This window comes from Myxococcus llanfairpwllgwyngyllgogerychwyrndrobwllllantysiliogogogochensis (assembly GCF_006636215.1).
Classification (GTDB): domain Bacteria; phylum Myxococcota; class Myxococcia; order Myxococcales; family Myxococcaceae; genus Myxococcus; species Myxococcus llanfairpwllgwyngyllgogerychwyrndrobwllllantysiliogogogochensis.
In genome coordinates, this window is record NZ_VIFM01000059.1 from 15,500 (window position 1) to 38,116 (window position 22,617).

General features: G+C 69.7%; 20 protein-coding genes. 9 read left to right on the plus strand and 11 right to left on the minus strand.

Annotated features, from left to right (window positions below; all coding sequences use genetic code 11):
- Positions 1–194: 194 nt before the first annotated feature.
- The 5 genes from FJV41_RS16990 to FJV41_RS17010 all read right to left on the minus strand — a co-directional run bounded on the left by FJV41_RS16990 (position 195) and on the right by FJV41_RS17010 (position 5,228).
- On the minus strand, positions 195–1,952 hold the full coding sequence (locus tag FJV41_RS16990; protein WP_141643545.1) for a sensor histidine kinase: 1,758 nt from the start codon (positions 1,950–1,952) through the stop codon (positions 195–197).
- Positions 1,949–2,656, minus strand: a complete 708-nt coding sequence (locus tag FJV41_RS16995) for a response regulator transcription factor (protein WP_141643546.1) — start codon at positions 2,654–2,656, stop codon at positions 1,949–1,951. The genes FJV41_RS16990 and FJV41_RS16995 overlap by 4 nt, the downstream gene beginning before the upstream one ends.
- 9 nt (positions 2,657–2,665) lie before the next feature.
- The gene (locus tag FJV41_RS17000) at positions 2,666–3,904 is read right to left on the minus strand and encodes a vWA domain-containing protein (protein ID WP_141643547.1); all 1,239 of its coding nucleotides are present in this window, start codon (positions 3,902–3,904) and stop codon (positions 2,666–2,668) included.
- Positions 3,905–4,003: 99 nt separating this feature from the next.
- On the minus strand, positions 4,004–4,561 hold the full coding sequence (locus FJV41_RS17005; RefSeq protein WP_141643569.1) for a Uma2 family endonuclease: 558 nt from the start codon (positions 4,559–4,561) through the stop codon (positions 4,004–4,006).
- A gap of 232 nt (positions 4,562–4,793) precedes the next feature.
- The gene (locus tag FJV41_RS17010) at positions 4,794–5,228 is read right to left on the minus strand and encodes an arginine repressor (protein WP_141643548.1); all 435 of its coding nucleotides are present in this window, start codon (positions 5,226–5,228) and stop codon (positions 4,794–4,796) included.
- Positions 5,229–5,398: 170 nt separating this feature from the next.
- Between FJV41_RS17010 and FJV41_RS17015 the strand changes: the two genes are divergently transcribed.
- The 7 genes from FJV41_RS17015 to argC are packed head-to-tail and all read left to right on the plus strand — an operon-like array spanning position 5,399 to position 13,134.
- Positions 5,399–6,409: an N-acetylornithine carbamoyltransferase gene (locus tag FJV41_RS17015; protein ID WP_141643549.1), complete on the plus strand. Its 1,011-nt coding sequence runs from the start codon at positions 5,399–5,401 to the stop codon at positions 6,407–6,409.
- Between the two features lie 51 nt (positions 6,410–6,460).
- A complete protein-coding gene (gene argB, locus FJV41_RS17020) occupies positions 6,461–7,387 on the plus strand; it encodes an acetylglutamate kinase (RefSeq protein ID WP_141643550.1) in 927 nt (308 codons plus the stop codon).
- Entirely contained in the window at positions 7,384–8,445 is a 1,062-nt protein-coding gene (locus tag FJV41_RS17025; protein WP_141643551.1) for a M20/M25/M40 family metallo-hydrolase, read from the plus strand. Before argB ends, FJV41_RS17025 begins: the two co-directional genes overlap by 4 nt.
- Positions 8,438–9,787 carry an argininosuccinate lyase gene (argH, locus tag FJV41_RS17030; protein WP_141643552.1) on the plus strand — a complete coding sequence of 450 codons (1,350 nt, stop codon included), beginning with the start codon at positions 8,438–8,440 and terminating at the stop codon, positions 9,785–9,787. The genes FJV41_RS17025 and argH overlap by 8 nt, the downstream gene beginning before the upstream one ends.
- 26 nt (positions 9,788–9,813) lie before the next feature.
- Positions 9,814–11,007, plus strand: coding sequence for an argininosuccinate synthase (argG, locus tag FJV41_RS17035; RefSeq protein ID WP_141643553.1), 1,194 nt, complete (start codon positions 9,814–9,816; stop codon positions 11,005–11,007).
- Between the two features lies 1 nt (position 11,008).
- Positions 11,009–12,070: a P-loop NTPase family protein gene (locus FJV41_RS17040; RefSeq protein ID WP_141643554.1), complete on the plus strand. Its 1,062-nt coding sequence runs from the start codon at positions 11,009–11,011 to the stop codon at positions 12,068–12,070.
- Positions 12,067–13,134 (plus strand): N-acetyl-gamma-glutamyl-phosphate reductase, encoded by a 1,068-nt coding sequence (gene argC / locus FJV41_RS17045; RefSeq protein ID WP_141643555.1) that lies wholly within the window; start codon positions 12,067–12,069, stop codon positions 13,132–13,134. The genes FJV41_RS17040 and argC overlap by 4 nt, the downstream gene beginning before the upstream one ends.
- Before the next feature lie 69 nt (positions 13,135–13,203).
- Here the strand turns inward: argC and FJV41_RS17050 are convergent, their stop codons facing one another.
- Entirely contained in the window at positions 13,204–13,782 is a 579-nt protein-coding gene (locus tag FJV41_RS17050; protein ID WP_141643556.1) for a hypothetical protein, read from the minus strand.
- A gap of 364 nt (positions 13,783–14,146) precedes the next feature.
- On the opposite strand from FJV41_RS17050, the gene FJV41_RS17055 reads away from it, so the two are divergent.
- Both FJV41_RS17055 and FJV41_RS17060 read left to right on the plus strand, forming a co-directional pair.
- The gene (locus FJV41_RS17055; protein ID WP_141643557.1) at positions 14,147–15,028 is read left to right on the plus strand and encodes an ATP-grasp domain-containing protein; all 882 of its coding nucleotides are present in this window, start codon (positions 14,147–14,149) and stop codon (positions 15,026–15,028) included.
- A gap of 99 nt (positions 15,029–15,127) precedes the next feature.
- Positions 15,128–16,729 (plus strand): Na+/H+ antiporter, encoded by a 1,602-nt coding sequence (locus FJV41_RS17060; RefSeq protein ID WP_141643558.1) that lies wholly within the window; start codon positions 15,128–15,130, stop codon positions 16,727–16,729.
- A 65-nt stretch (positions 16,730–16,794) separates the two neighbouring features.
- Here FJV41_RS17060 and FJV41_RS52270 read toward each other — a convergent pair whose 3' ends face one another.
- From FJV41_RS52270 to FJV41_RS17085, 5 genes are read right to left on the minus strand one after another with little or no spacing between them, the layout of a single operon-like run.
- Positions 16,795–17,730, minus strand: coding sequence for a hypothetical protein (locus tag FJV41_RS52270; RefSeq protein WP_181790704.1), 936 nt, complete (start codon positions 17,728–17,730; stop codon positions 16,795–16,797).
- Between the two features lie 21 nt (positions 17,731–17,751).
- Positions 17,752–18,549, minus strand: coding sequence for a tRNA pseudouridine(38-40) synthase TruA (gene truA, locus FJV41_RS17070; RefSeq protein ID WP_141643559.1), 798 nt, complete (start codon positions 18,547–18,549; stop codon positions 17,752–17,754).
- A 1-nt stretch (position 18,550) separates the two neighbouring features.
- Positions 18,551–19,834 (minus strand): serine/threonine protein kinase, encoded by a 1,284-nt coding sequence (locus FJV41_RS17075; protein WP_141643560.1) that lies wholly within the window; start codon positions 19,832–19,834, stop codon positions 18,551–18,553.
- Between the two features lie 36 nt (positions 19,835–19,870).
- Positions 19,871–20,845, minus strand: a complete 975-nt coding sequence (locus tag FJV41_RS17080; protein ID WP_141643561.1) for a class I SAM-dependent rRNA methyltransferase — start codon at positions 20,843–20,845, stop codon at positions 19,871–19,873.
- 14 nt (positions 20,846–20,859) lie between these two features.
- Positions 20,860–22,185 carry an amidohydrolase family protein gene (locus FJV41_RS17085; RefSeq protein ID WP_141643562.1) on the minus strand — a complete coding sequence of 442 codons (1,326 nt, stop codon included), beginning with the start codon at positions 22,183–22,185 and terminating at the stop codon, positions 20,860–20,862.
- Positions 22,186–22,617 lie beyond the last annotated feature (432 nt).

Consider the following 22,617-nt stretch of genomic DNA (forward strand, 5'->3'; position numbering starts at 1 on the left):
AATGCGCGCTCGCAAGTATTTCTTATTTTTCTTGTTTATCTACATTTCCAAGGATGACTGGAATACGTTCGCGGCGCGGGCGCCCATGCGGGCTCCGCTGCGGGCGTGAGGACGACGTCGACCGCCCGACAGGCGAACGCCTCCCGCACCGGGCAGGCGCCCACGGCCACCAGGGAGTCGCGTCGCGGCGGACGTCAGGCGGCGGGAAGCCAGAGCACGAAGCGCGCGCCGCGCCCGCGCACCCGCTCATGGCGAAGGTCTGCGCGCATGCTCCGCGCGAGCCGACGGCAGAGCGCCAGCCCCAGTCCCACGCCGGGCGCGGACTTCGCCGCCGTCTGCACGGACTTGGAGAACGGCTCGAAGAGCTTGCGCGCCGTGGCCACGTCCACGCCCGGCCCGTGGTCCCTCACCACCAGCCCCACCGTCGCGCCGCGCCGCTCCAGTTGCACGAGGATGCGCTTGTCCACCGCGCTCGCCGCGTACTTGGAAGCGTTGTCCACCAGGTTGAAGAGCACCTGCTCCACCGCCGACGGGTCCGTCAGCACCACCACGTCGGAAGGCACCTCCACGCACAGCGACATGCCCGCCTGGAGCGCGCGCTGAGAGAGCCGCTCCTCCATCCGGGACAGCAGCGTGCCCACCGCCACCCGCTCCAGCCTCGCGGGGGTGCGTCCCCGTTCGATGCGGGCATAGGCCAGCACGTTCTCCACCAGGTGGCTCAGCCGCTCCGCCTCGCGGTGGAGGATGTCGAAGTATTCCTGGCGGCGCTCCGCGTCGGGGACCATCCCCGCCGACAGCATCTCCGTGTACATCCGGAACGTCGTCAGCGGCGTGCGCAGCTCATGCGTCACCGCCGAGACGAACGCGCCCCGCCGCTCGCTCAGCGACATCACCCCGCCCAGCAGCGACACCACGGCCACGCCCGCGAGCACCACGCCACTCCACGCCACCATCAACACCAGGGGCAGTGAGGACAGCGCGCCGGATGAGCCCTCCTCGCCGGGTGCCGCGCCCGGCACCAGCCGCACCGGCAGCGACGCCAGCAGTCGCCCCTCCCCCTTCGCTGTCTCGGAGCCCTTCACCGGCTCCAGCGTCGCGCCCGGCAGCAGGTCCTCCACCTTCCCCTGCAGCCAGCGCTGAAGCGCGGGCCAGTCCAGCCAGCAGCCCTGGAGATATTCCTGACCGTCGACCTGGACACGCCGGCCGAGCAGCAGGGCATCCCCCACCCAGATGGCCCGCATCTCCTCGACCACTTCGCGGGCGGCGACGTTCTCCGCCGGCGCCATGTTGCCGTAGCCCACCAGGTTCTGGCTCGCGGCCTGGCGCGCGCTGCGGGAGCGCGCATCGAACTCGCTCGCGTTCTTCGTCCACTGGAGCGCGTCCCCCAGCTTGTTCCCACTCGCCCGCCGCGCCACGGGCTCCCCATCCGAGGGCGCACGCATCGCCAGCGCCTCCCTCACGTTGGCGCTCCGCAGCAGCAGCGACACGCGCTCCAGCCGCTCGCGCAGGACGTCCGCGTCGACCCCCGGGTGCGCCAGGTGGGCCAGGCTTCGCAGCTCGGGCTCCATCACCTGGGGCGAGGACACCTCGCCATCAGGCCCCATCTGGAAGTGAAGCAGGACGTGCTCCGGCGGGCCCGAGAGCAGGGGCGAGGCCACCCAGGCCTGGCCCCTGGCAAGGGGACGCCGCTGTCCGTCCAGGATGCCGCGCGCGGGAGCCACGGCCGCATACGACTCCACCGCCACCGCGCTCTCACGTGCCACCAGCGGCAGCAGCTCCGAGTCGAGCCGCCACAGCGCCAGCCGCACGTTCTCCTCTCGCGCCGCGCTCTCACGTGCCTGACGGTCCGTGCGGTCCAACCGCAAGGCGAAGACGGACAGCCACACCACTCCGGCCAGGGCGAGCAGCAGACAGGCGCTCACCGCGAGCCAGACACGCCAGGAGCGAATCATCCCGGGCCGCCCGGCGCGGAGAACATGTAGCCCTTGCCTCGCACCGTGAGGATGACGCGGGGCTCGGCCGAGTCGTCGCGCAGCTTCTCCCTGAGGCGCGCCATCGTCATGTCCACCGTGCGCGTCTGCACGCTCCTCGCGGGCAGGTGCCAGACGCGCTCCAGCAGCTCTTCCCGGGAGATGGCCCGGTTGGCGTTGTCGCCCAGGTAGCGCAGCGCCTCGGCCTCGCGCTCGGAGAGGTCCGTCCGGGAGCCGTCGTCGAAGCTCAGCTCCCGGCGCTCCACCACGAAGTGGCCTCCGGGGAAGTCCACGCGGGAGGCGCCCTGGGGCCGCTCCGCCGAGCGTCGGAGCACCGCGCCCGCGCGTGCCAGCAGCTCACGCACCGAGAAGGGCTTCACCACGTAGTCGTCCGCGCCGAGCTTCAGCCCCATCACCCGGTCCTCCTCCTGGCCCCGGGCGGTGAGGATGATGACGGGCAGCGTCGGCCGGCTCTTTCGCACGGCCCGGAGCAGGTCCAGCCCGTCACCGTCCGGGAGCACCAGGTCCAGCAGCACCAGGTCCACCGGCGTGCGCTCGGCCAGCCGCTGGCCTTCCTCCCGCACGCCCGCTTCGAGGACCTCGTAGCCCTCGAAGCGAAGCGCATCCACGATTCCGCGCCGGATGGCGGGGTCATCCTCGACGACGAGTACTCGGCGCGCGGCCATGACGGCATCCTACTCCAAGGTGAACTGACGCTTCGTCGCCTCGCGACGCACCACCTGACCGATGACCCCGTCCAGCGTGGACTCCTCCTCCGTGGGATTCTTCTTGCGAGCCTCCGCGAGGAACTCCTGACGCTGCCGGCCCAGCTCCTGGATGCGCTGCTGCAGCGCCGCCCGCTCCTTCTCCCGGGCCTCCAGCCACGCCTTGCGCCCGTCGCCGTCCAGGTTGCGCATCGGCTCGGGCAGGTCATCGGCGGCGACCGCGCCCAGGTCCACCTTGTTCTTCTTCACCGCGTCCACCAGGTCCCAGCTCTCGTTGGAGTAGTTCCCGGAGGACTTCGCCACCGAGCGCGCCGCCATGTTCTGCACCGACACGCCGCGCGAGAGGCTGTCCTGCTCCTGCTGCCGAATCTGGCTCGCCTTGCCCGCGGCGCCGCCATAGACGACGTAGGTCTTGTTCAGCTCGGTGCCGAGCCGGGCAATCTCCTCGTCCTGCGGCGCGGGCAGCTCCACCACCTTCTGGTTCTGGTCGATGTTCATGTAGCTGCCATCGGCGAGCGTGGCGGCCGCCTTCCACTGGTCCGAGATGCCCTGCTCGTAGCCACCGCAGTGGATGGTGTTCACGGTGATGCCCCGCTTGCTGGCGGCGGACACGGCCTCGCGGAAGTCGACGGGGCCCTGGGTGAAGGTCTCGTTGCCGGCGATGAAGATGAGCCGCATCGCGTCCGGGTTCGTGCTCCACGCGAGCTTCTGGCTGGCCTCCTGGATGACCTCGCCGCAGTGCTCGGAGCCGCCGGAGGTCCTCAGGGCGAAGAGGCGCTCGGAGATGGCGTCCAGGTCCGTGGTGAAGGGCGTCAGCAGGCGAATCTCATTCGAGCCCGCGCCCTCCCCGGCGTAGCCGTAGGCGTAGAGGGCCAGCTCGAGCCTCGGAGCGGCGCCCCCACGTCGGGCCTGAGAGAAGCGGTTCACGATGTTCCACAGCTGCGTGCGGGCCTGGTCCAACAGGCCGTCCATGCTGCCGCTGGTGTCCAGCAGCAGGGCAATCTGGATGACGGGGGCCGAGGCATCGGCCGGCGCGGGCTTCGTCGGGGTGGGGACCTCCACGCGAGGAGGAGGGGCCACCGCCACGGGGGCGGGACGCGGCACCTCGGGAGGAGGCGGGGTGGACGCGGGCTTGCCCAGCAGGAGCGCGGAGAGCGCGAGCACCGTGGCCGAGCCAAGGATGACAGGGAGCTTGAGGGCCGGTTTCATCGTGAGTCCTTTCGTACGGCGGTGCCCTGAAGAGCACGCTGGGACAGTAACGATGGAGACCGTCCGAAAGGTGTAACCGCCGTGTAACCGGGTGCGCGGCTACCGCGCGTCCCAGAGGAAACCCAGCTCCAGCTCGAAGGCCTCGAAGGGCTCCGCGCGAACCCTCGCGTTCGCCTCATGGATGACGGGTGGGGCGTAGCTTCGTCCATCGAGGCGATGGACCTCCAACGTCCTGGCTATCGGATCGATGATCCAGACATGGCGCACGCCTTCGCGGGCATACAGGGGCAGCTTCAACGAGCGGTCCAGTCGCGACGTGGAGGGGGACAGCACCTCGCAGACCCAGTCCGGGACGACCGTGAAGCCGACCGTCTGCGGAAGCTCTGTCATCCGCTCACGTCGCCAGCCCGCGACATCCGGGACGAGGACATTTCCCCCGAACAGATGAAGCTCCGGCTCGTCCAAGATGAACCAGCCTCCAGGCCCGCCCCGTCCCCGGTCGAACGGTCCGCTCAACTCACCTCCCAGCCGGGACGACGCCAGCGCGTGCCGCGGTGCTGGCCGAGGGCTGACGTGCAGTTCCCCATCGATGAGCTCCCCGACCACCGTCTCGGGAAGCGCCTCCAGGTCCTCATAGGTGGCCGGTTTCTTGTCCATGACGTCCCCATATCCATAGGCCTCGCCGCCCAACCCCAGTTCCATGGTCATGCGAGGGGAATAACATCGGGGTCTGACGCGTGAGGGTGTCCATGCCGCTACCGCCCTCCCAGGTTGTATCGGCTGGACGGCGGACGCAAGGGGGCGCTACACCGCCACCCGGCTCGGGCCACGCACGTGCACGTCGTGCAATCACGCGGCCAGTGAGCGCCACGGACCAGGCACCGCCGACTCAGGCGCTCCGGAGCATCAGCCGCTCCACGACGGAGCGCACCTCGCGCAGCCGCGCGGGGTCCGTCACGGCGACAAAGATGGTGTCGTCGCCAGCCACCGTGCCAGCGAGCCCCGGCACCTCCGGTTCTCGGTCCAACGCCAACGCCAGGGCGGGCGCGTAGCCAGGCCCCGTCTTCACCACGAGCATGTTCGGCGGAGCCTCGATGATGCTGACGCGCTGCCGCTCGGTGGCCACCACCGGCTCCATCGACGCGCGCTGATAGCGCCCGCCGACCTTCTGCACGCCCAGCTTCTTCAGCCGCCGCGACAGCGTGGACTGGCTCGGGGCCTGCCCTTCCGCCTCCAGCAGCTCCTGCAAGACCGCCTGATCGCTGATCTCCCGCTCCGAGATGAGCCGAAGGATTTCGTCGTCCAGGTTCATTCCCACCACCATGCATGCGCGTGAATTTCCATGCAAGGAACCCGCATGAAAGATTGCGGGAACATTACCCTTGCGCGTCGCGTCTTTCTGCATAATATCCGCGCCCCATTCGCGGAAATGCACGCATGCTGGTGCATATTCATCCACCTATGCATCCGGTCCAGGCCAGGGAGCGCAGGCCCATGAAGCACGTCACGCACATCAAGGATCTCGGCCCCGCGGGTGTAGAGGCCATCCTCGCGCAGGCAGCGGCCTGGAAGCAGACGCCTCCGGGTCGTCATCTGGAGGGGAGCATCCTCGGGATGGTGTTCTTCAACCCGTCGCTGCGCACGCGCACCTCGTTCGAGGCGGTGATGCTGCGCGGGGGTGGCAACGCCATCATCCTGGATGTCGGCTCGGGCGTGTGGAAGCTGGAGCACCGCGAGGGCGCGGTGATGAACCTGGACCGGGCCGAGCACCTCAAGGAGGCCGCGCCCGTCCTCTCGCGCTTCGTGGACATGCTGGGCGTGCGGACCTTCTCGCAGGGTGGCGGCGACGAGGAGGACGAGGTCGACCCCATCATCAACGCGTTCCGCAAGTGGGCCACCGTTCCCGTGGTCAGCATGGAGTCCGCGCGCGAGCACCCGTGCCAGGGCCTGGCGGACATGCTGACCTTGCGCGAGACGTTCGGCACCACGAAGAAGCTGCCCGTGACGCTGACGTGGGCACCGCACATCAAGCCGCTGCCCAAGGCGGTTCCCAACTCGTTCCTCCTGAGCGCGGCGGCGGCCGGCTGTGAGGTGCGCGTGGCGCATCCTCCTGGCTTCGAGCTGCACCCCGCGGTGCGCGCGGAGGCGGAGGCGTACGCCAAGGCCACCGGCGGCAGCATCACCTACACCCACGACCAGGACGAGGCGCTCGCCGGCAGCCGCGCCGTCTACGCCAAGTCGTGGGGCCCGACGGCCGCCGCGGCCTTCTCCCCCAACGACGTCACCGCGCTGCTCGCGTCGTATTCCGGGTGGATGCCCACGCTGCGCACCATGGCGAGCGCGGCGAAGGATGCCGCGTTCCTGCACTGCCTCCCCGTGCGTCGCAACGTGGAGGTCGCCGATGAGGTCCTGGACCATTCCAGCAGTCGTGTGGTGGACGAGGCGGGCAACCGCTTCCACGTCCAGCGCGCCCTGCTCCACTGGATGCGCTCGCAGTCCCGCTGAGCGGCGCCACCCAGGCGCGCCTCTCCCCTTCTCTTCATTTCGAGGTCTCCCGTGCCCTTGTCACCCGACCCGTACTCCGCGCTTCGCAACGCCGCGCGCTATGTGCAGCAGTTCCGCCGCAAGACGTTCGTCGTGAAGCTCGGCGGCGCCATGCTGAGCGACCCGCGTCTGCGCCGCTCCGCGTGCGAGCAGATTGCCCTGCTGTGGACGTTCTCCATCCGCCCCGTCGTCGTGCACGGCGGCGGGCCCGAACTGGACACGCTGTGTGACGCCCTCCACCTGCCGGTGGAGAAGGTGGCGGGCCGTCGCGTGACGTCCGCGCCCGTGCTGGACGCGGCGAAGATGGTGCTCGCCGGCAAGCTGCACACGGACCTGCTCGCGGACCTGCAGGCGGCGGGCGTGCCCTCCGTGGGCCTGAGCGGCGTGGACGCCGGGCTCATCAAGGCGCGTAAGCGTCCTCCCGTCATGGTGACGGAGCCGGGAGCCACCGAGGGCCGGCTGGTGGACTACGGCCTCGTCGGCGACATCGAGGCGGTGGACACGCGCGTGGTGGAGCACCTGCGCTCGGCCGACTACGTGCCCGTCATCGCGCCCCTCTCCGGCGGCGCGGACGGCGCCGTCTACAACACCAACGCGGACACCGTGGCGGCGGCGCTGTCGGTGGCCCTGTCGGCGGAGAAGCTCTTCTTCCTCGTCCAGGTGCCGGGCCTGCTGCGCGACTTGAATGACCCGACGTCGCTGGTGACGCTGGCGAACCTGACGGACCTGGCGACCATGGAGAACACGGGCGCCATCTCCGGCGGCATGCGTCCCAAGGCGCACGCCATCCGCCACGCACTGGTGGGCGGCGTGGGCAGCGTGCATCTGGTGAGCGGCGTGGCACCCAACGCGCTGTTGGAGGAGGTCTTCACCAACGAGGGCAGCGGGACGATGGTGGTGCGCGAGAAGGCGCCGAAGAACGCGGGGAACGGGGGATGAAGGCGGCGGAGCTGCTCCAGGCGCTGGTGGCCATCCCCAGCGTTTCGGGTGACGAGCGACTCATCGCGGACACGGTGTCCGGGTGGGCGGCGGGCTGGGGTGCGCGCGTCCAGCGGAAGGGCCACAACGTGTGGTTCTCCGTGGGAAGCGGGCCACGCCGGCTGCTCGTCAACTCGCACCTGGACACGGTGAAGCCGTGCGCCGGGTGGACGTACGCGCCCCACGCGCCCGAGTGGCGTGAGGACCGCCTGTACGGCCTGGGCAGCAACGACGCCAAGGGCTGCGTGACGGGGATGCTCGTCGCGGCCCGGACGCTCCTGAAGGAAGGTCCGCCCGCGGGTGGAGAAATCGTCTTCGCCTTCACCGCCGAGGAGGAGACCGGAGGCCAGGGCCTGGGCACGCTGCTGCCGGACCTGGGGCCGCTGGACGCCGCGGTGGTGGGCGAGCCCACGAGCCTCAAGCCCTGCACCGCCCAGCGGGGCATGCTCCTCTTGCGCTGCACCGCGCACGGCCGCAGCTCGCATGTCGCGCACGCGCACAACGCGCAGGCGGTGAACGCCATCCACGTCGCGGCCGGAGACATCTCCACGCTGGCGGAGCTGCGCTTCCCGTCCCACCCGCTGCTGGGTGAGGCGCGGGCCCAGGTGACGCAGATTTCCGGAGGGCTGGCGCGCAACCAGGTGCCGGACGCCTGCGAGTTCTTCGTGGACCTGCGCACCACGCCGAGCATGGACCACGCGCAGGTGGCGACCCAGCTCGGTGGCGTGTTGAAGAGCGAGGTGAAGGTGCACTCGGCGCGGTATCTGCCGAAGGCGACGCTGTCGCATCAGCCCATCGTCCGGGCGGCCATCGCCGCGTCGGGCGAAGAGCCCGTGGGCTCCAGCACCACGTCCGACTGGGCCTTCCTGGGCGAGCTGCCCACGGTGAAGGTGGGCCCGGGCGACACGCTGAGAAGCCACCTGGCGGACGAGTTCATCACCCTGGCGGAGCTGGAAGCTGGCGCCGCCTTCTACACGCGCCTTCTGCGCGGCTACTTCGAGGAGGTGGCCCGTGGCTGAGACTCTGTGGGGCAAGGGCGCCGCGCTGGACGCGGTCATCCACCGGTTCACCGTGGGCGACGACCCCGTCGTGGATCTGGCGCTGACGCCGCACGACGCGCTGGGCAGCGCCGCGCACGCGCGCATGCTGGGCAAGGTGGGCCTGCTCAAGCCCGAGGAGTCCCGGGCGCTCGTCGGCGCGCTGAAGACGCTGCACGACGAGGCGCGCGCGGGCCACTTCACCATCCGCCCCGAGCAGGAGGACGGACACACGGCGCTGGAGGCCGCGCTGGTGGAGCGCGTGGGCGAGCCGGGCAAGCGCATCCACCTGGCGCGCTCGCGCAATGACCAGGTGCTGCTCGCGGTGCGCCTGCTCCTGCGTGAAGAGGTCCTCGCGCTCGGCGCGGGCGCGGTGAAGCTGGCGGAGGCCTTCCTGGACTTCGCGCAGGCGCACGCCCATGTGGCGATGCCGGGCTACACCCATCTGCGGCGCGCGATGCCGTCGACGTTCGGCATGTGGGGCATGGCCTTCGCGGAGGGGCTGCTGGAGGAGCTGGAGGCGCTGCGCGGCGTGTGGGGACGGCTGGACCGCTGCCCGCTCGGCGCCGCCGCGGGCTTCGGCGTGCCGCTGCCCATCGACCGCGAATACGTCGCTCAGCTGCTCGGTTTCAGTCGGGTGCAGAGAAGCCCCATCGACGCGCAGAACGGACGCGGCCGTCACGAGTCCGCGGTGCTGGGCTGGGCCTGCAGCGTCGCGGGCACGCTGGAGAAGTGGCTGTGGGACGTGCAGCTCTACAGCACGGACGAGTTCGGCTTCCTCGGGCTGCCGGACGCGTTCACCACGGGCTCCTCCATCATGCCGCAGAAGAAGAACCCGGACGTGGTCGAGCTGGCGCGCGGGCGATGCCGCGAGCTGCGAGGACTGGCGCACCAGGTGGAAGCGGTGGCGGGCGGCCTGCCCTCCAGCTACCACCGCGACTTCCAGTTGCTCAAGCGCCCCACCTTCGCGGCGCTGGCCTCCAGCCGTGCGCTCCTGGACGTGCTCTCCCGTCTGGTGCCGGTGCTCCAGGTGAAGGCGGACGCCGCCGCGCGCGCCTGCGACGACACGCTGTACGCGGCCCACCACGCCTACACGTTGGTGGCCGGAGGACAGGCCTTCCGCGACGCCTACCGGCAGGTGGGCCGGGAGCTTTCGGACGGCACGTTCCACCCGGACCGCGAGGCATTGACGGCCACCCACCTGGGTGGCGCCGGAAACCTGGGGCTGCCCCAGGCCCGTGAGGAGCTGGCCGCCGCGCGCGCCTGGCTCGACGACACCCACCGCGCCCTGGCCACGGCCACCGCGCGCGTGTGGGACGTATGAACGCCTTCCCCGTGAGGAGTGACGACATGAGCAAGAAGAACGTGGTGCTGGCCTTCTCCGGCGGACTCGATACCGCTTTCTGCACGGTGTACCTGCGCGAGCAGGGCTACGCCGTCACCACCGTCACCGTGGACACGGGCGGCTTCCCGCCCGAGCAGCTCGCGAGCATCGCGGCCCTGTCCGCGAAGCTGGGCGCCGTGGAGCACATCAAGGTGGACGCGCGAGGCACCCTCTTCCAGGGCTACCTGCGCTACCTCATCGCCGGCAACGTGCTGCGCGGGCAGCTCTACCCCCTGAGCGTGTCCGCGGAGCGGGCGTGCCAGGCCGTGGAGGTCGTCCGCGTGGCGCGCGAGAAGGGCGTGCAGTCGCTGGCGCACGGCAGCACCGGCGCGGGCAATGACCAGGTGCGCTTCGACGTGGCGTTCCGCTCGCTGGCCGGTGATTTGGAGCTGCTCACCCCCATCCGCACGCTGGGCCTGAGCCGCAAGGAAGAGCTGTCCTTCCTGGCCGAGCGCGGCATCCACATGCCGCCGAAGCTGGGCTCCTACTCCGTCAACGAGGGCATGTGGGGCACGTCCGTGGGCGGCAGCGAGACGCTCAACTCGTGGAGCGCGCTGCCCGAGGCGGCCTTCCCCTCCGGGGAGATTCCCACCGACTTGAAGCCTCGTCCCCTGACGGTGGGCTTCGAGCAAGGCATCCCCGCGTCGCTGGACGGCAAGGCGCTGGGGCCGGTGGAGCTGGTGGAGGCGCTCAACGTGCTGGGGCGCCAGTACGGCATCGGCCGGGGCATCCACCTGGGCGACACCATCCTCGGCATCAAGGGCCGCGTGGGCTTCGAGGCGCCGGCCGCGCACCTGCTCATCACCTCGCACCGCGAGCTGGAGAAGCTGGTGCTGTCCGGCAAGCAGCTCTTCTGGAAGGAGACCGTGGGCAACCTCTACGGCTCGCTGCTGCACGAGGGGCACTTCTTCGACCCGCTCGTGAAGGACCTGGAGGCGTTCCTCACCTCCTCGCAGGACCGGGTGACGGGCGAGGTGCGGCTCGTGTTGCACCCTCGCTCCATCGTGGTGGAAGGCGTGCGCTCGCCCTATTCGTTGATGGACGCGAAGGTGGCGACGTACGGGGAAGCGAACGTGTTGTGGACGGGCTCGGAGGCCGCTGGCTTCGCCAAGCTGTACGGCGTCGCGCAGATGCTCTCGCACCGGGCGAAGGGAGGCTGACATGAAGGTCTTCGTCGACAAGGTGGGAAGCGTCACCCGCAACCTGGGCCTGGGGCGCACCGTGCACCTCACGCCCGAGGTCAAGGCCGAGGAAGGCGCCGTCATCGCCATCCGCATCCACGGTGAGAAGACGGTCTACAACCAGCTCGAGGACGTCCACGGGCGCCTCGTCACGCTGCACGCGGGCGACATCATGGTGGGCGCCCTGGGGCACCGCAACGCGCTGCACGGCTACGAGGGCGTGGTGCCGGAGTCCGTCACCGTGGGTCAGCGGCTGCACGTGCTGAACATGGGCGGCGTCATCGGCAAGTGCACGTCGCACAACCCCGGCGTGGGCATGCCCTTCGAGGCGGAAGTGCTGGGCCAGGTGCTCGAGTTCCCGGAGCTGATGTCGCGCAACGGGCAGCCGGCGCACGTGATGTCCGGCGCGCTCAAGGGCACGAACGTGGCGGTGAAGTGCCCCGTCGTCTACGTGGTGGGCACGTGCATGAACGCGGGCAAGACGTTCGCCGCCAGCGCCATGGTGCGCAGGCTTGCGCAGGCGGGCTACCGCGTGGGCGGCGCGAAGCTCACGGGCGTGTCGCTGATGCGGGACACGCTGAGCATGCAGGACTCCGGCGCGGACGTGGTGATGGACTTCACCGACGCGGGCATCGTCTGCACGGGGCCGCGCACGGCGGCGCGCGTGGCCAGGGTGCTGTTCTCCGAGCTGGCGGTGTCCGACGTGGACGTCATCGTCGCGGAGACGGGCGACGGCATCATGGGTGAGTACGGCGTCCAGGCGATTCTGGCGGACCCGGAGCTCAAGGCCCTCGCGGGCGCGTGGGTGATGTGCGCCAACGACCCGGTGGGCGCGGCCGGCGGCGTGCGGCACCTGAAGGAGACGTACGGCATCGACGTGGACGTGCTGGCCGGTCCGGCCACGGACAACGCGGTGGGCGTGCGCTTCGTGGAGCAGGTTGTCGGCGTGCCGGCGCGAAACGCTCGCGCGGACCCGGCGGCGCTGGGTGGTCTCATCCTGGAGAAGCTCTCGCCGAAGCTGGGCGCGGGGAGGAAGTCATGACGCGGGCGCATATCTACATCCTGGGGGCCTCCGGTTTCGGTGGAGGCGAGCTGTTGCGGATTCTCTCCGGGCACCCGGCCGTGGCCGGCATCCGCGTCGTGTCCCGGCACCACGCGGGCGAGCCCGTCCACAAGGTGCATCCGCATCTGCGCGGCCTGGTCGACGCGAAGTTCGAGGCGGAGCCGGACTGGCGCTGGCTCGCGGACTCGCAGCAGCCCGTGCTGTTCAGCGCGCTGGGTCACGGTGAGCTGGCCACGCAGTTCCTCGGCCTGGAGAAGAAGTGGGCCGAGGTGGGGCTCGCCGACCGCCTGCTGCTCGTGGACCTGTCCTCCGACTTCCGGTTGGACCACCCGGGACGGTACGCGGGCGCCTATGGCAAGCCGCACCCCGCGCCGGACCTGCTGGGCACCTTCACCTACGGCCTCACCGAGTGGAAGCGCGAGGAGATCAAGGGCGCCCGGCGCATCGCCAACCCCGGCTGCTTCGCCACCGCGGTGCAGTTGGCGCTCTTGCCCATCGCGTCCACGCCAGGACTGGGCCTGCTGGCCGTCTCGGGTGTGACGGGCTCCTCCGGCTCCGGCTCGCTGCCGGGCGAGGGCACGCACCACCCGACGCGCGCGCATGACTTCCGCGCGTACAAGCCGCTGGAGCACCAGCACGAGGCCGAAGTCGAGGTCATGTTGGTGGCCCACGGCGCGCAGCGCCACCGGCTGGCCTTCGTGCCGCACTCGGCGCCCATGGTGCGCGGCATCTTCGCCACCGTGCAGTTCGAGTGGCCCGAGCACGGCGGCGCGGTGGTGACGCAGTCGCTGACGGACAAGTTCCGCCGCTATTACGAGGGCTCCAAGTTCGTCCGCATCGTCGAGGGCACGCCGCGCGTCGCCGCCGTCACCGGCAGCAACTTCTGCGACATCTCCGTGGCGACGAAGGGCCGCTCCGTGGCCGTCATGGCCGCGCTGGACAACCTGGTGAAGGGCATGGCCGGCCAGGCCGTGCAGAACTTCAACGTGTCCCTCGGCTTTCCCGAGGACACCGGGCTGCGTCAGGCCGCCTGCTACCCGTGAACGACGCCGCACCCGCTCCGGTGGCCTCGGAGCGGGCGCGGTGGCCCACGGCCTGCTTCGCCGCGAGGGCTAGAGGACGCGGGTGATGGTGAGCTGAGCGATGCCCCCCAGCGAGGACACACCCGCGGGGTTCAGACAGGCCAGGTTCAACAGCGCCGTCGTGTAGACAATCGACCAGGTCGCGGTGGAGCCGTAGTACTTCCCGTGCAGCACCGTGCCCGCATAGGTTACCACCGTCGTCAGACCCACGACGCCGACCTCGACCGAGGTGTAGTCGAACCGGGACGTCTCTCCGGTGTTCCAGGTGATGGTGGCCTCGCCGGCCCCCGTCGTCAGCGGGCTCGAACAGGTCAGCCCCGTCTGGAGGTTGGGGCCCGTCGATACGCTGCCGTTGAGGACCACCTGTCCGAGCACCGTCAGGCAGTTGCTGAACGCGGACGCCGTCGACACGTTGATGTTCTGCGGATTCATCGTCGCCGCCGGCGAGAAGGTCCGGGTGGACGTCCCCAACTCACAGATGACGCTCACCGGCTCGGCGGCGAGGGCCGCGCCCACCGGAGAGAGCAGGACCGCCAGGAACGCGCCACTCAGCAGCACGCTCCCGAGACGGCGCACGTTTCCACCGGCAACCACATCGTCCATGTTCATGATGTCTCCAATGACTGGGTTCAGGCCGGCCAAGACACCCACGCGAAGGCAGACGCCCTCCCAATGACTGTCATCCAGCCCGGCGCCACTCTGGCGACTGGGAATGACGTCAGCAATTGAACCCGAGGGTACGGGTACACCAACGCCGCGCCAAGAGTGCGGGCCATGGCATTGCCCGCAATCAGCGCTGTCAGGCTTCACCTGGTGCTTGCGTCTGTTTCACTCAACGCCCTCACTTCCTCCCAGGCACCGCCCATTCTCGGGCGAGCGTCCCGCCGGGAGCACGTCAGGCCGCGCTCGAGTTCGCGTCGGAGGAGGCCCGCCCGGCAATCCCCGCCGTGTGCCCTCCACGAAAGCGGTGCCCATGCCTCGACGCTCCCGTCCTGCAAGTGCCCTCGTCTTCGGTCGCAATCCCTCTCAGTACGACACCTTCGACGTGGAGGCCGAAGCCGCGGAGTCCCTGGGCCTCGACACGTATCAGGTGGACCTGGCCGCCCTGCTCCATGGCAACCTGGAGCGCGCGCTCGACGCGGTACCGGAACACGGAACCCTCCGGCTGCTCTACCGGGGGTGGATGCTCACAGAAGAGGAGTACGGCGCGCTCGACGAGGCCCTCTCCGAGCGCGGCCACCGGCTGCTGACCACCCCCACGCAGTACGCCGCCGCAATGTACCTGCCGAACTGGTACCCCCGCATCGCCCGCTACACCGCGCGCTCAGTCTGGACCGAAGACACGGACGCCCAGGAGGCCTGGCGCGCCGCCCAGGAGCTCGGGCCTGCTCCGTACATCCTCAAGGACCATGTGAAGTCCGCCAAGGAGCGCTGGGAGGAGGCCTGCTTCGTCCCGGCTGGCGCCACGCGCGAGGACTTCGAGCGAACGTGCACAAACCTCGTGGAGGAGCGCGGTGAGCGCTTCGAGCGGGGACTCGTCGTCCGGAAGTACCTGCCCCTCAAGGTCTACGGCAGGACGCCCACCGGCCCCGCGCACCTGGAGTTCCGACTCTTCTTCGGACACGGCCGCCTGCTCGCGGCCGAGCCGTACTACGAGTTCGACGTCGAGGTTCCGGACTTCACCGCCTTCGAGCCCCTGGGCCGCCGCATCGACTCGCCCTTCTTCTCCCTCGACGTCGCCATGCTGGAGGACGGCGGCTGGGCCGTCGTCGAGGTGAATGACGGCGGCGTCTCCGGCCTGCCTCCGGGGTTGGACCCTCGCGCCCTCTTCGAGCCCCTGCTGGGGGCCGGGTAGCCAGGCACCCGCCACGCCGGCCCCACCCAGGAGCAACCTTCGCGACGCGCTCCTGGGTTATGGTGCGCAAAGGTTTGACGTCAAAACAGGCAAGGAACGATGCACTTCGAATTGGCCTTCGTCCTCATCTTCGCAGTCGCGACCGCGGTGGCCATCGCGGCGCGGTACTTCAAGATTCCCTACACGGTGGCCCTGGTGGTGGCGGGGCTGACGTTGGGTGCGGTGCATCTGTTCGAGCCGCCGCATCTCACCAAGGAACTGCTCTTCGCCATCATCCTGCCGGGCCTCTTGTTCGAGGCGGCGTTCCACGTCGAGTTCCGCAAGTTCTGGAAGAACAAGCTGACCATCCACGCCATGGCGATTCCGGGCGTGGCGGCCTCGGCGGGCCTGACGGCGCTCATCCTCTCGGAGTGGGTCGAGGGAATGAACGTGGTGAGCGGCTTCGGGATGATTCCGGCGATGGTGTTCGCGGCGGTCATCGTCTCGACGGACCCGATTGCCGTGGTGGGGTTGTTCAAGACGCTCGGCGCACCCAAGCGCCTGCTCATCCTGGTGGAGGGAGAGAGCCTGCTCAACGACGGCACCGCCGTGGTGCTCTTCACGCTGGTGGTGGGAGTGGCGATGGGAGGCCAGTTCACCGTGGGCGGCGCGGTGATGGACTTCATCAAGGTCGCGGGCATGGGCGTGCTGGTGGGCAGCGCGGTGGGGTATGCGGCGGCGCGGGTCATCAAGCGTGTGGATGACGCGATGGTGGAAATCACCTGCACTGTCATCGCGGCGTACGGCTCGTTCGTCATCGCGGAGAACTTCCACTACTCGGGCGTCATCGCGACGGTGGTGGCCGGCATGCTCTGCGGCAACTGGGCCACGCACGAGGGCATGAGCCCCACCACGCGCGTCGCGGTGGAGAGCTTCTGGGAGTACTGGTCCTTCGCGCTCAACTCGGTGGTGTTCCTCCTCATCGGCCTGGAGGTGAACCTGTCGTCGCTGCTGGCGTCGTGGAAGCCGATTCTGGCGGCCTACGTGGCGGTCATCGTGGGACGGGCGGTGGTGGTGTACGGCGTGTCCGCGCTGCTGAGGCTCACGTCGGAGCGCATGCCCTGGTCCTGGAGCGCGGTGCTCACCTGGAGCGGCCTGCGTGGCGCCATCTCCATGGTGCTGGTGCTCAGTCTTCCGGCGGACTTCGACCACCGCGAGCTCCTGGTGAACATGACGTTCGGCGTGGTGGTGCTGTCCATCGTCTTCCAGGGCCTCTCCATGGCGCCGCTCCTGCGCAAGCTGGGCATCACCGGCCTGAAGGACGCGTACCAGGAGCAGTACGAACTGGCGCGCGGCCGGCTGGGCGCCATCCACGCCGCGATGGCCGCGCTCGAGGCCCTGCGTCGCACGCGTGAGATTCCCGCCGACGTGCTGACCCAGTTGGAGAAGGACTACCAGGAAAAGGAGCGCGTGACGGAGACGGAGCTGGCGCAGCTCAAGCAGCAGTCGATGCGCTTCCACGAGGAGGAGCACCAGGAGGCCGTCCGCCGCATGCTTATCGTGGAGAAGGAGTCGCTGCTCAAGGCGTACCAATCCGCCGCCATCGGCAAGGAAGCCTTCGAGCGACTCACCGCGGAGCTGGATGAGCGCATCGCCCATGCCGACGCCGCGGAGATCCACACGTCGGTGCCCGCCACGCCCGCCGGGGCCGTCGGGACCTGACGTCAGGCGGGCCTCGCGTCACGGGCGGCCTTCGCGGGCTCCCGTGACGCGGGCTCTACGGGCCTTCAGACCGCTGGCGTCTTGGAGGTATCCGAAGTCGCGGGCGGCACCTCGGAGAGCGACTGCTCGGGCAGGCGAATCACCGGGTCCGGGCGCTCCACCTCGGAGGGAACCGCTTGCACCGCGCTCGCGGTCGCGGCCCCGAGGGACTCCACCGCGGACACGGACGTGTCCACACGTCCCTCGGCGCTCGATGACGAACCATCGACCGATGGGTCCACCCGTGCTTCGGCCCCTGATGCGGACGACACCGGGTTTTGAATCGACGTGTCCACGCTTCCCTCGGCGCTCGCAGCGGATTCGCCCGGGCCGGGACTCGACGTCTCGACGCTCGCGGATGCTCCGGGCGCCTCGGCGGACGTATCGACTCGGGCCCCGGCGGCTGACTCGGCCTCGCGCTGCTCCAGCCGCGCGCCGCCCTGCTCCGCCGCTCGGAGGAACTCGTCGTACTCGGACTTGCGCTCCTCGGCCTTGGATTGGGTCTTCTCGGATTGTTGCGCGGCGGCGGCCCTTCCGGCCTTCAGCGCGCGCGCACTGACGACGATGCCCGCCCCGAACACCGCGACGTTCAGCACCGAGCCCAGCCCACCCAGCCACAATGAGTCCACGCCGCCCTGGACGTAGCCCAGCGCGAGCACGAAGACGGCGCCGGACACGGCCGCGCCAGCCGCCGTCTGCCAGGGCTTCAGCTCCATCACCCGGCCCGCGCCGTAGCAGAGCACCGGCAGCACGCCGACCAACCACACGTTCTCCAGCAGCACCGCCACCAGCACCTTCAACGAGTGGAAGGGCAGCGCCTGCACGCGCAGATTCAGCCGCAGCGTCAGCGACACGCTGAGGGCCGAGCCCAGGACAAGCGAGATGAAACCCAGTCCAACGATGAACTGGAAACGGCGGATTCGAACACGCAGCGGCTCGAGGACACTCGGCTTGGGGCTCACGGGCAGGCAGCCTACCCCAGTTCAGCCCTCGTCCTCGTCAACGTCCGCTTCCCCCCCCGGAGTCCGAGGAGGCGGGCCATCCGCGTAGAAGACCTGCTCCAGCACCAGCCCCTGGGGCGGCGCCGTCTGTCCCGCGAGCTTCCGGTTGCGCGAGGCCAGCACCTCCGCCACCCACGCCTCGGGCCGCTTCCCCTTGCCCACGTCCACCAGCGTCCCCACGAGGTTGCGCACCATGTGCTTCAGGAAGGCCGTGCCCTCCACCACGATGGAGATGGCGCCCCCGGCCTCCCCCTCCACCGTGATTTTCCGCACCTCGCGAACCGCGTGCTTCGCCTGACAGTCCGCGGCCCGGAACGCGGAGAAGTCATGCCGGCCGAGCAGGTGCGCTGACGCCCTGCGCATCGCCTCGACATCCAGCGGCGCGAAGACCTCCCAGTGCGTCGTGCGGTGCAGCGGGGAGCGCGTGCGGCGATTGTTCAGACGGTAACGGTAGCGTTTGCCTCGGGACCAGCGGCGCGGGTCGAACCCCTCGGGTGCCTCCACCGCGTCCACCACCGCCACGTCGTGCGGCAGCAGGCCGTTGAGCCCCATGACGTACGCCTTCATGGGAAGCACCCGCTCCGTGTCGAAGCAGATCACCTGCCCCGTGGCGTGGACGCCAGAGTCCGTGCGCCCGGCGGACCGTACGGACACGGGCTCGCTCAAGAGCCGCGACAGCGCCTCCTCCATCACCGCCTGGAGCGAGCGCCCATTGGGCTGCACCTGCCAGCCCACGTAGCGAGTGCCCTCGTATTCGAGCGTCAGCTTCAGCCGAGGCATGTCAGCGGTACTTGAGCCAGGACTCGAGGAGCTCCGCCACCATGCGCCCCGCGGGGACACCGTTGCGGCGGGCCACCGCCTCCACCGCCTCCAGCACGTCCAAGGAGAGGGGCACGGCCAGCATGCGCGGCTCGGTGCGCTCGTCAGGGCCCCCTGGCGCCAGGGCGGCGATGCCCGGGGGGATGGTGAGCGGCGCGGTGACGGCGGGAGGTGGCTCGGACACCGGGGCCGGAGGAATCCCGGGGTCCAGGGATGCCACGACCTCCGACAGCTCCAGCGCCTCCTCGGCGGTGGGCGCGGTGGCGTTGCGGCTGCGCAGCCGGCGCTGCTCCTCCTGGAGCTCCTCCTCGAAGAGCTGCTTGATGAAGTTGGCCAGGTGCAGCGGCGTGGGCGTGAAGTCGTACGCGTCCAGGAACGCGTCCAGGTCCTTCTGCATCTCCGCCGCCGTCTGGTAGCGCCTGTCGCGGTCTCGCTCCAGCGCCTTCATCAGGATGACTTCCACGCGCTCGGGCAGGTCCTCGCGGAAGTACGAGGGCGCGTAGATCTTCCCCTCGGTGATGCTGCGCATCACGGCGACCTCGGACTCGCCCGTGAAGAGCTTGAAGCCCGTGAGCCACTCGTAGAGCACCACGCCGAGCGAGAACACGTCGCTGCGGCAGTCCAGCGCCTTGCCCAGACACTGCTCCGGGCTCATGTAGCTGAGCTTGCCCTTGATTTCGCCCGTGCGCGTCTGGCCCACCTGGTTGGCGGCCTTGGCGATGCCGAAGTCGAGAATCTTCACCGAGCCGTCGAAGGCGACGACGATGTTCTCTGGCGACACGTCCCGGTGGACGATGTTGAGCGGGCTGTCGTACAGGTCCGCCTTCGTGTGCGCGTGGTGCAGGCCCGCGCAGACACACGAGGCAATCTTCACCGCGTACACCAACGGGAAGGGAATCCCGAGCGCCTCCGCCTTGGGGACGACGCGGCGCATGTCCCGGCCGGCCACGTACTCCATCGCGATGAAGTAGCTCTCCGCGATCTTCCCCAGGTCGTGAATCTGCACGACGTTGGGGTGGTTGAGCTGGGAGGCGAGCCGGGCTTCGTTGAGGAACATCTTCACGAAGGCCGCGTGCTTGGAGAGGTGCGGGCGGATGCGCTTGATGACGACGGGCGACTCGCGGCCGTCCTCGCCTTCCTGGTGCGCGAGGAAGATCTCCGCCATCCCTCCGACGGCGATGCGGTCGATGAGCCGGTACTTGCCGAAGCGACCGGTTTCGCGCTGCTGCGGTGCGGCGGGAGACATGGCGTCCTGACCTTACCCGCGCCAGAGGCCCTGGCGCTAACGAAGTTGGACGACGTGGACCTTCAAGGCCGGCTCCTGGCCCGGAGGGCTCGGAAAGTCGAGGGAAGAAGGACCCGAGGAATCCACCGCCCTGCCCTGCCGCCCCGCGAGGGAGAGGCCCTCGGACACCATGGCCTCGAAGCGCCGGGCGGGCAGGCCCGCGTGGTTGCAGCAGGCGACCAGCCGTCCCCCGGGGGCGACGACGCGCGCGGTGGCCTCAGCCAGCCGGGCATAGTCACGGGCGGCGGAGAAGCGGGCCTCCTTCGTGTTGGAGAACGACGGAGGGTCCGCGATGACGAGGTCGAACGTCTCGCCCTTCTTCGCCAGACGCTTGAGCCAGTCGAAGACATCACCGGCCACGTAGTCATAGCGGTCCACGGGCTGGCCATTGAGCTGGGCGTTCTCCTCACCCCACTCCAGCACGCGGCGACTCGCGTCCAGGTTGAGCGCCCGCTTCGCGCCGCCCGCTTTCGCCACCACTCCGAATGCACAGGTGTAGGCGAAGAGGTTGAGCACGGTGAGGCCGCGCGCCTCTTTCAAGAGCCACGCGCGAGTGTCGCGCATGTCCAGATACAGCCCCACGGAGAGGCCCTGTCCGGGGCGGATGAGGAAGGACAGGCCGTTCTCCAGGGCCGTGAGGGACTCCACCGGCTCGCCCCGGGCGGAGGTCTCCGGGGCCAGCGTCTCCTTCGCCACGTTGGCGAGGACCCGTGCTTCGCGGGGACGGCGCTTGAGATACAGGCTCGTCGGCGCCCACGCTGTCATCGCGGCGTCGAGCAGTGCCTCTTCCTCCGTGGGAGAGAAGTCGCGGTAGAGGCTGAGGACATACAGGCCACCGAAGCGGTCCGCCGTCACGTCGGGGACGCCATCGGCCTCGCCGTGGAGGACGCGGAAGGCGGTGGTGCGAGCGTCGGTCAACAGGGGGCCGCGCCGGGCTTGCGCGGTCCGAAGCGTGTCCACGAGGGTGGGCATGGGCCCTCCCTGTATCAGCTTCCCAGTCGGGCGCGAGACCAGACGCGCTCGAGCGCCTCGGTGGCGGCGCGGGACAGGTCCACGTAGTCGGAGCCCAACAGCTGGCCTTCGCGCACACGGACGCGTCCATCGACGATGGTCCAGGCCGCGGGCGAGCGGGCGAGCTGGCCGATGAGATACGGCGAGTAGCCCGTCTCGGGGTCGGCCGCGGGCACGGAGTCGTAGACGACGAGGTCCGCGAGGCTGCCCTCCTCCACGGTGCCCGAGGGCAGGCCGAACAGGCGGGTACACAGCTCCGCGGGGCCGCTGACGAGCAGGTGCGCGAGGGTGCTGTCCACGTCCGGCAGGTGCCCGGCGCGGGAGATGCGCAGCACGCCCACGAGGGCCGCGAGCAGCTCGTCCTGAAGGGTGCCGTGGCCGCCCGTGCCCAGTCCAAGCAGGTGCAGCCGCAGGAGGATGGCCTCCATCGGGTCCGTGCCGCGCTCCAGGGTCCGCACGCCACGGGCCGCGAGCGAGACGAAGGTTTCGGTCTGCTCCAGGCGCGCGGCCTCGGAGCTGTCCAGCGCCCGTGCGTAGCCGGCGATTGCGCGAGGACCCAGCAGGCCCAGCGCGTCGAGCCGGGGCACCACCCGCTGACCGTGACGAGCGTAGGTGGTGCTGAGGTCGTCCTCGTTCTCCGCGAGGTGGAAGACGGTGGGGACTTCGAGCTCCGCGCTGAGCCGGGAGATGCGCGAGAGGAGCGAATCCTCGCAGGTATACGAGGCGTGGAAGCCCAGGGCCCCGCGCACCAGGGGGTGCTTCGCGTAGCGGCGGGCGAAGTCCGCGTTGGCGTCGAGCCATGCATCAGCCTGAGCGGCGCCATCCATGCTGTGGGTGGCGTGGCTCGTCACCAGTCGGAGGCCGACGCTCTCGGCCGCGCGGGCCTGGGCGGTGAGCCCACCGGCCACGTCGGCGCAGGCGAGGTGTTCCACGACGAGGGTGACACCATCTCGAAGCGCGCGGGCGGCGGCGAAGCGCGTGAGGGCCTCGATGTCCTCGGAGGAGACGAGGCGGGCCACGCGGCGCATGCGCTCCAGTCGCTCGCGAGGCGGCAGGAGGAGGAACTGGCCATTGGGCGGCAGGAGCTGGCCGTTGACGAGGTGCGAGTGGCTGTCCACCAGCCCGGGGGCGACGAGGCGGCCTCGACAGGCCACTTCCCAGTCACCTGGAAGGACAGGCACCTGCGCGTCCGGAGCAACGCGGCGGATGACACCACCCTCGACGACCACGGCCATACCGCGCCTGACCCGGCCATCCGCCCGGAACACAGCGCAGTTTTTCAGCAGCAGGCGACCTTCCATGTCCGGCAACTGTCATAGCACGGGTCAATGGGGGTGGGAGCGGGGTAAGTCCAGGAATCCGGGGTCGGCAACGAGGACTTGCCAGAGGAGGCGACTCAGGGCAGGGCGCCCCGCTCCGCCGAGCCAAGGGGTCCATGGACCGCACGACCCACCGCCTCGGTTCCGTCCCCGCTGAGGAGTGGGGGCCTTGTACCCGCCAACGAATCAGGGAGGCGGCGCATCACATTCCGTCTCAGAGGGGACGGGTATCCGAGGGTATCCCGGTGCCCTGCACCTCCCTGCGACACAGCGAACTCGAGGCGAGTCCGAGCACATGACGCAGTAGTAGCCACAAGCAGCGTGTACGAGATGGCTGATACGTGGCAGTTCCTCATTCACCACCTTCTTCGAACCGACCAGCCAACACGCATCATACGGAACAGGCTGCAACGC

Excerpts from the sequence above, each read along its gene's own strand:
- FJV41_RS17075 (WP_141643560.1), bottom strand. The coding sequence starts at position 19,834 with ATGTCTCCCGCCGCACCGCAGCAGCGCGAAACCGGTCGCTTCGGCAAG.
- FJV41_RS17005 (WP_141643569.1), bottom strand. The coding sequence starts at position 4,561 with ATGGACAAGAAACCGGCCACCTATGAGGACCTGGAGGCGCTTCCCGAG.
- FJV41_RS17010 (WP_141643548.1), bottom strand. The coding sequence starts at position 5,228 with ATGGTGGTGGGAATGAACCTGGACGACGAAATCCTTCGGCTCATCTCG.
- FJV41_RS17000 (WP_141643547.1), bottom strand. The coding sequence starts at position 3,904 with ATGAAACCGGCCCTCAAGCTCCCTGTCATCCTTGGCTCGGCCACGGTG.
- FJV41_RS16990 (WP_141643545.1), bottom strand. The coding sequence starts at position 1,952 with ATGATTCGCTCCTGGCGTGTCTGGCTCGCGGTGAGCGCCTGTCTGCTG.
- argC (WP_141643555.1), top strand. The coding sequence starts at position 12,067 with ATGACGCGGGCGCATATCTACATCCTGGGGGCCTCCGGTTTCGGTGGA.
- FJV41_RS17050 (WP_141643556.1), bottom strand. The coding sequence starts at position 13,782 with ATGAACATGGACGATGTGGTTGCCGGTGGAAACGTGCGCCGTCTCGGG.
- argG (WP_141643553.1), top strand. The coding sequence starts at position 9,814 with ATGAGCAAGAAGAACGTGGTGCTGGCCTTCTCCGGCGGACTCGATACC.
- FJV41_RS17085 (WP_141643562.1), bottom strand. The coding sequence starts at position 22,185 with ATGGAAGGTCGCCTGCTGCTGAAAAACTGCGCTGTGTTCCGGGCGGAT.
- FJV41_RS17060 (WP_141643558.1), top strand. The coding sequence starts at position 15,128 with ATGCACTTCGAATTGGCCTTCGTCCTCATCTTCGCAGTCGCGACCGCG.
- truA (WP_141643559.1), bottom strand. The coding sequence starts at position 18,549 with ATGCCTCGGCTGAAGCTGACGCTCGAATACGAGGGCACTCGCTACGTG.
- FJV41_RS16995 (WP_141643546.1), bottom strand. The coding sequence starts at position 2,656 with ATGGCCGCGCGCCGAGTACTCGTCGTCGAGGATGACCCCGCCATCCGG.
- FJV41_RS17040 (WP_141643554.1), top strand. The coding sequence starts at position 11,009 with ATGAAGGTCTTCGTCGACAAGGTGGGAAGCGTCACCCGCAACCTGGGC.
- FJV41_RS17025 (WP_141643551.1), top strand. The coding sequence starts at position 7,384 with ATGAAGGCGGCGGAGCTGCTCCAGGCGCTGGTGGCCATCCCCAGCGTT.
- FJV41_RS17080 (WP_141643561.1), bottom strand. The coding sequence starts at position 20,845 with ATGCCCACCCTCGTGGACACGCTTCGGACCGCGCAAGCCCGGCGCGGC.
- FJV41_RS17055 (WP_141643557.1), top strand. The coding sequence starts at position 14,147 with ATGCCTCGACGCTCCCGTCCTGCAAGTGCCCTCGTCTTCGGTCGCAAT.
- FJV41_RS17015 (WP_141643549.1), top strand. The coding sequence starts at position 5,399 with ATGAAGCACGTCACGCACATCAAGGATCTCGGCCCCGCGGGTGTAGAG.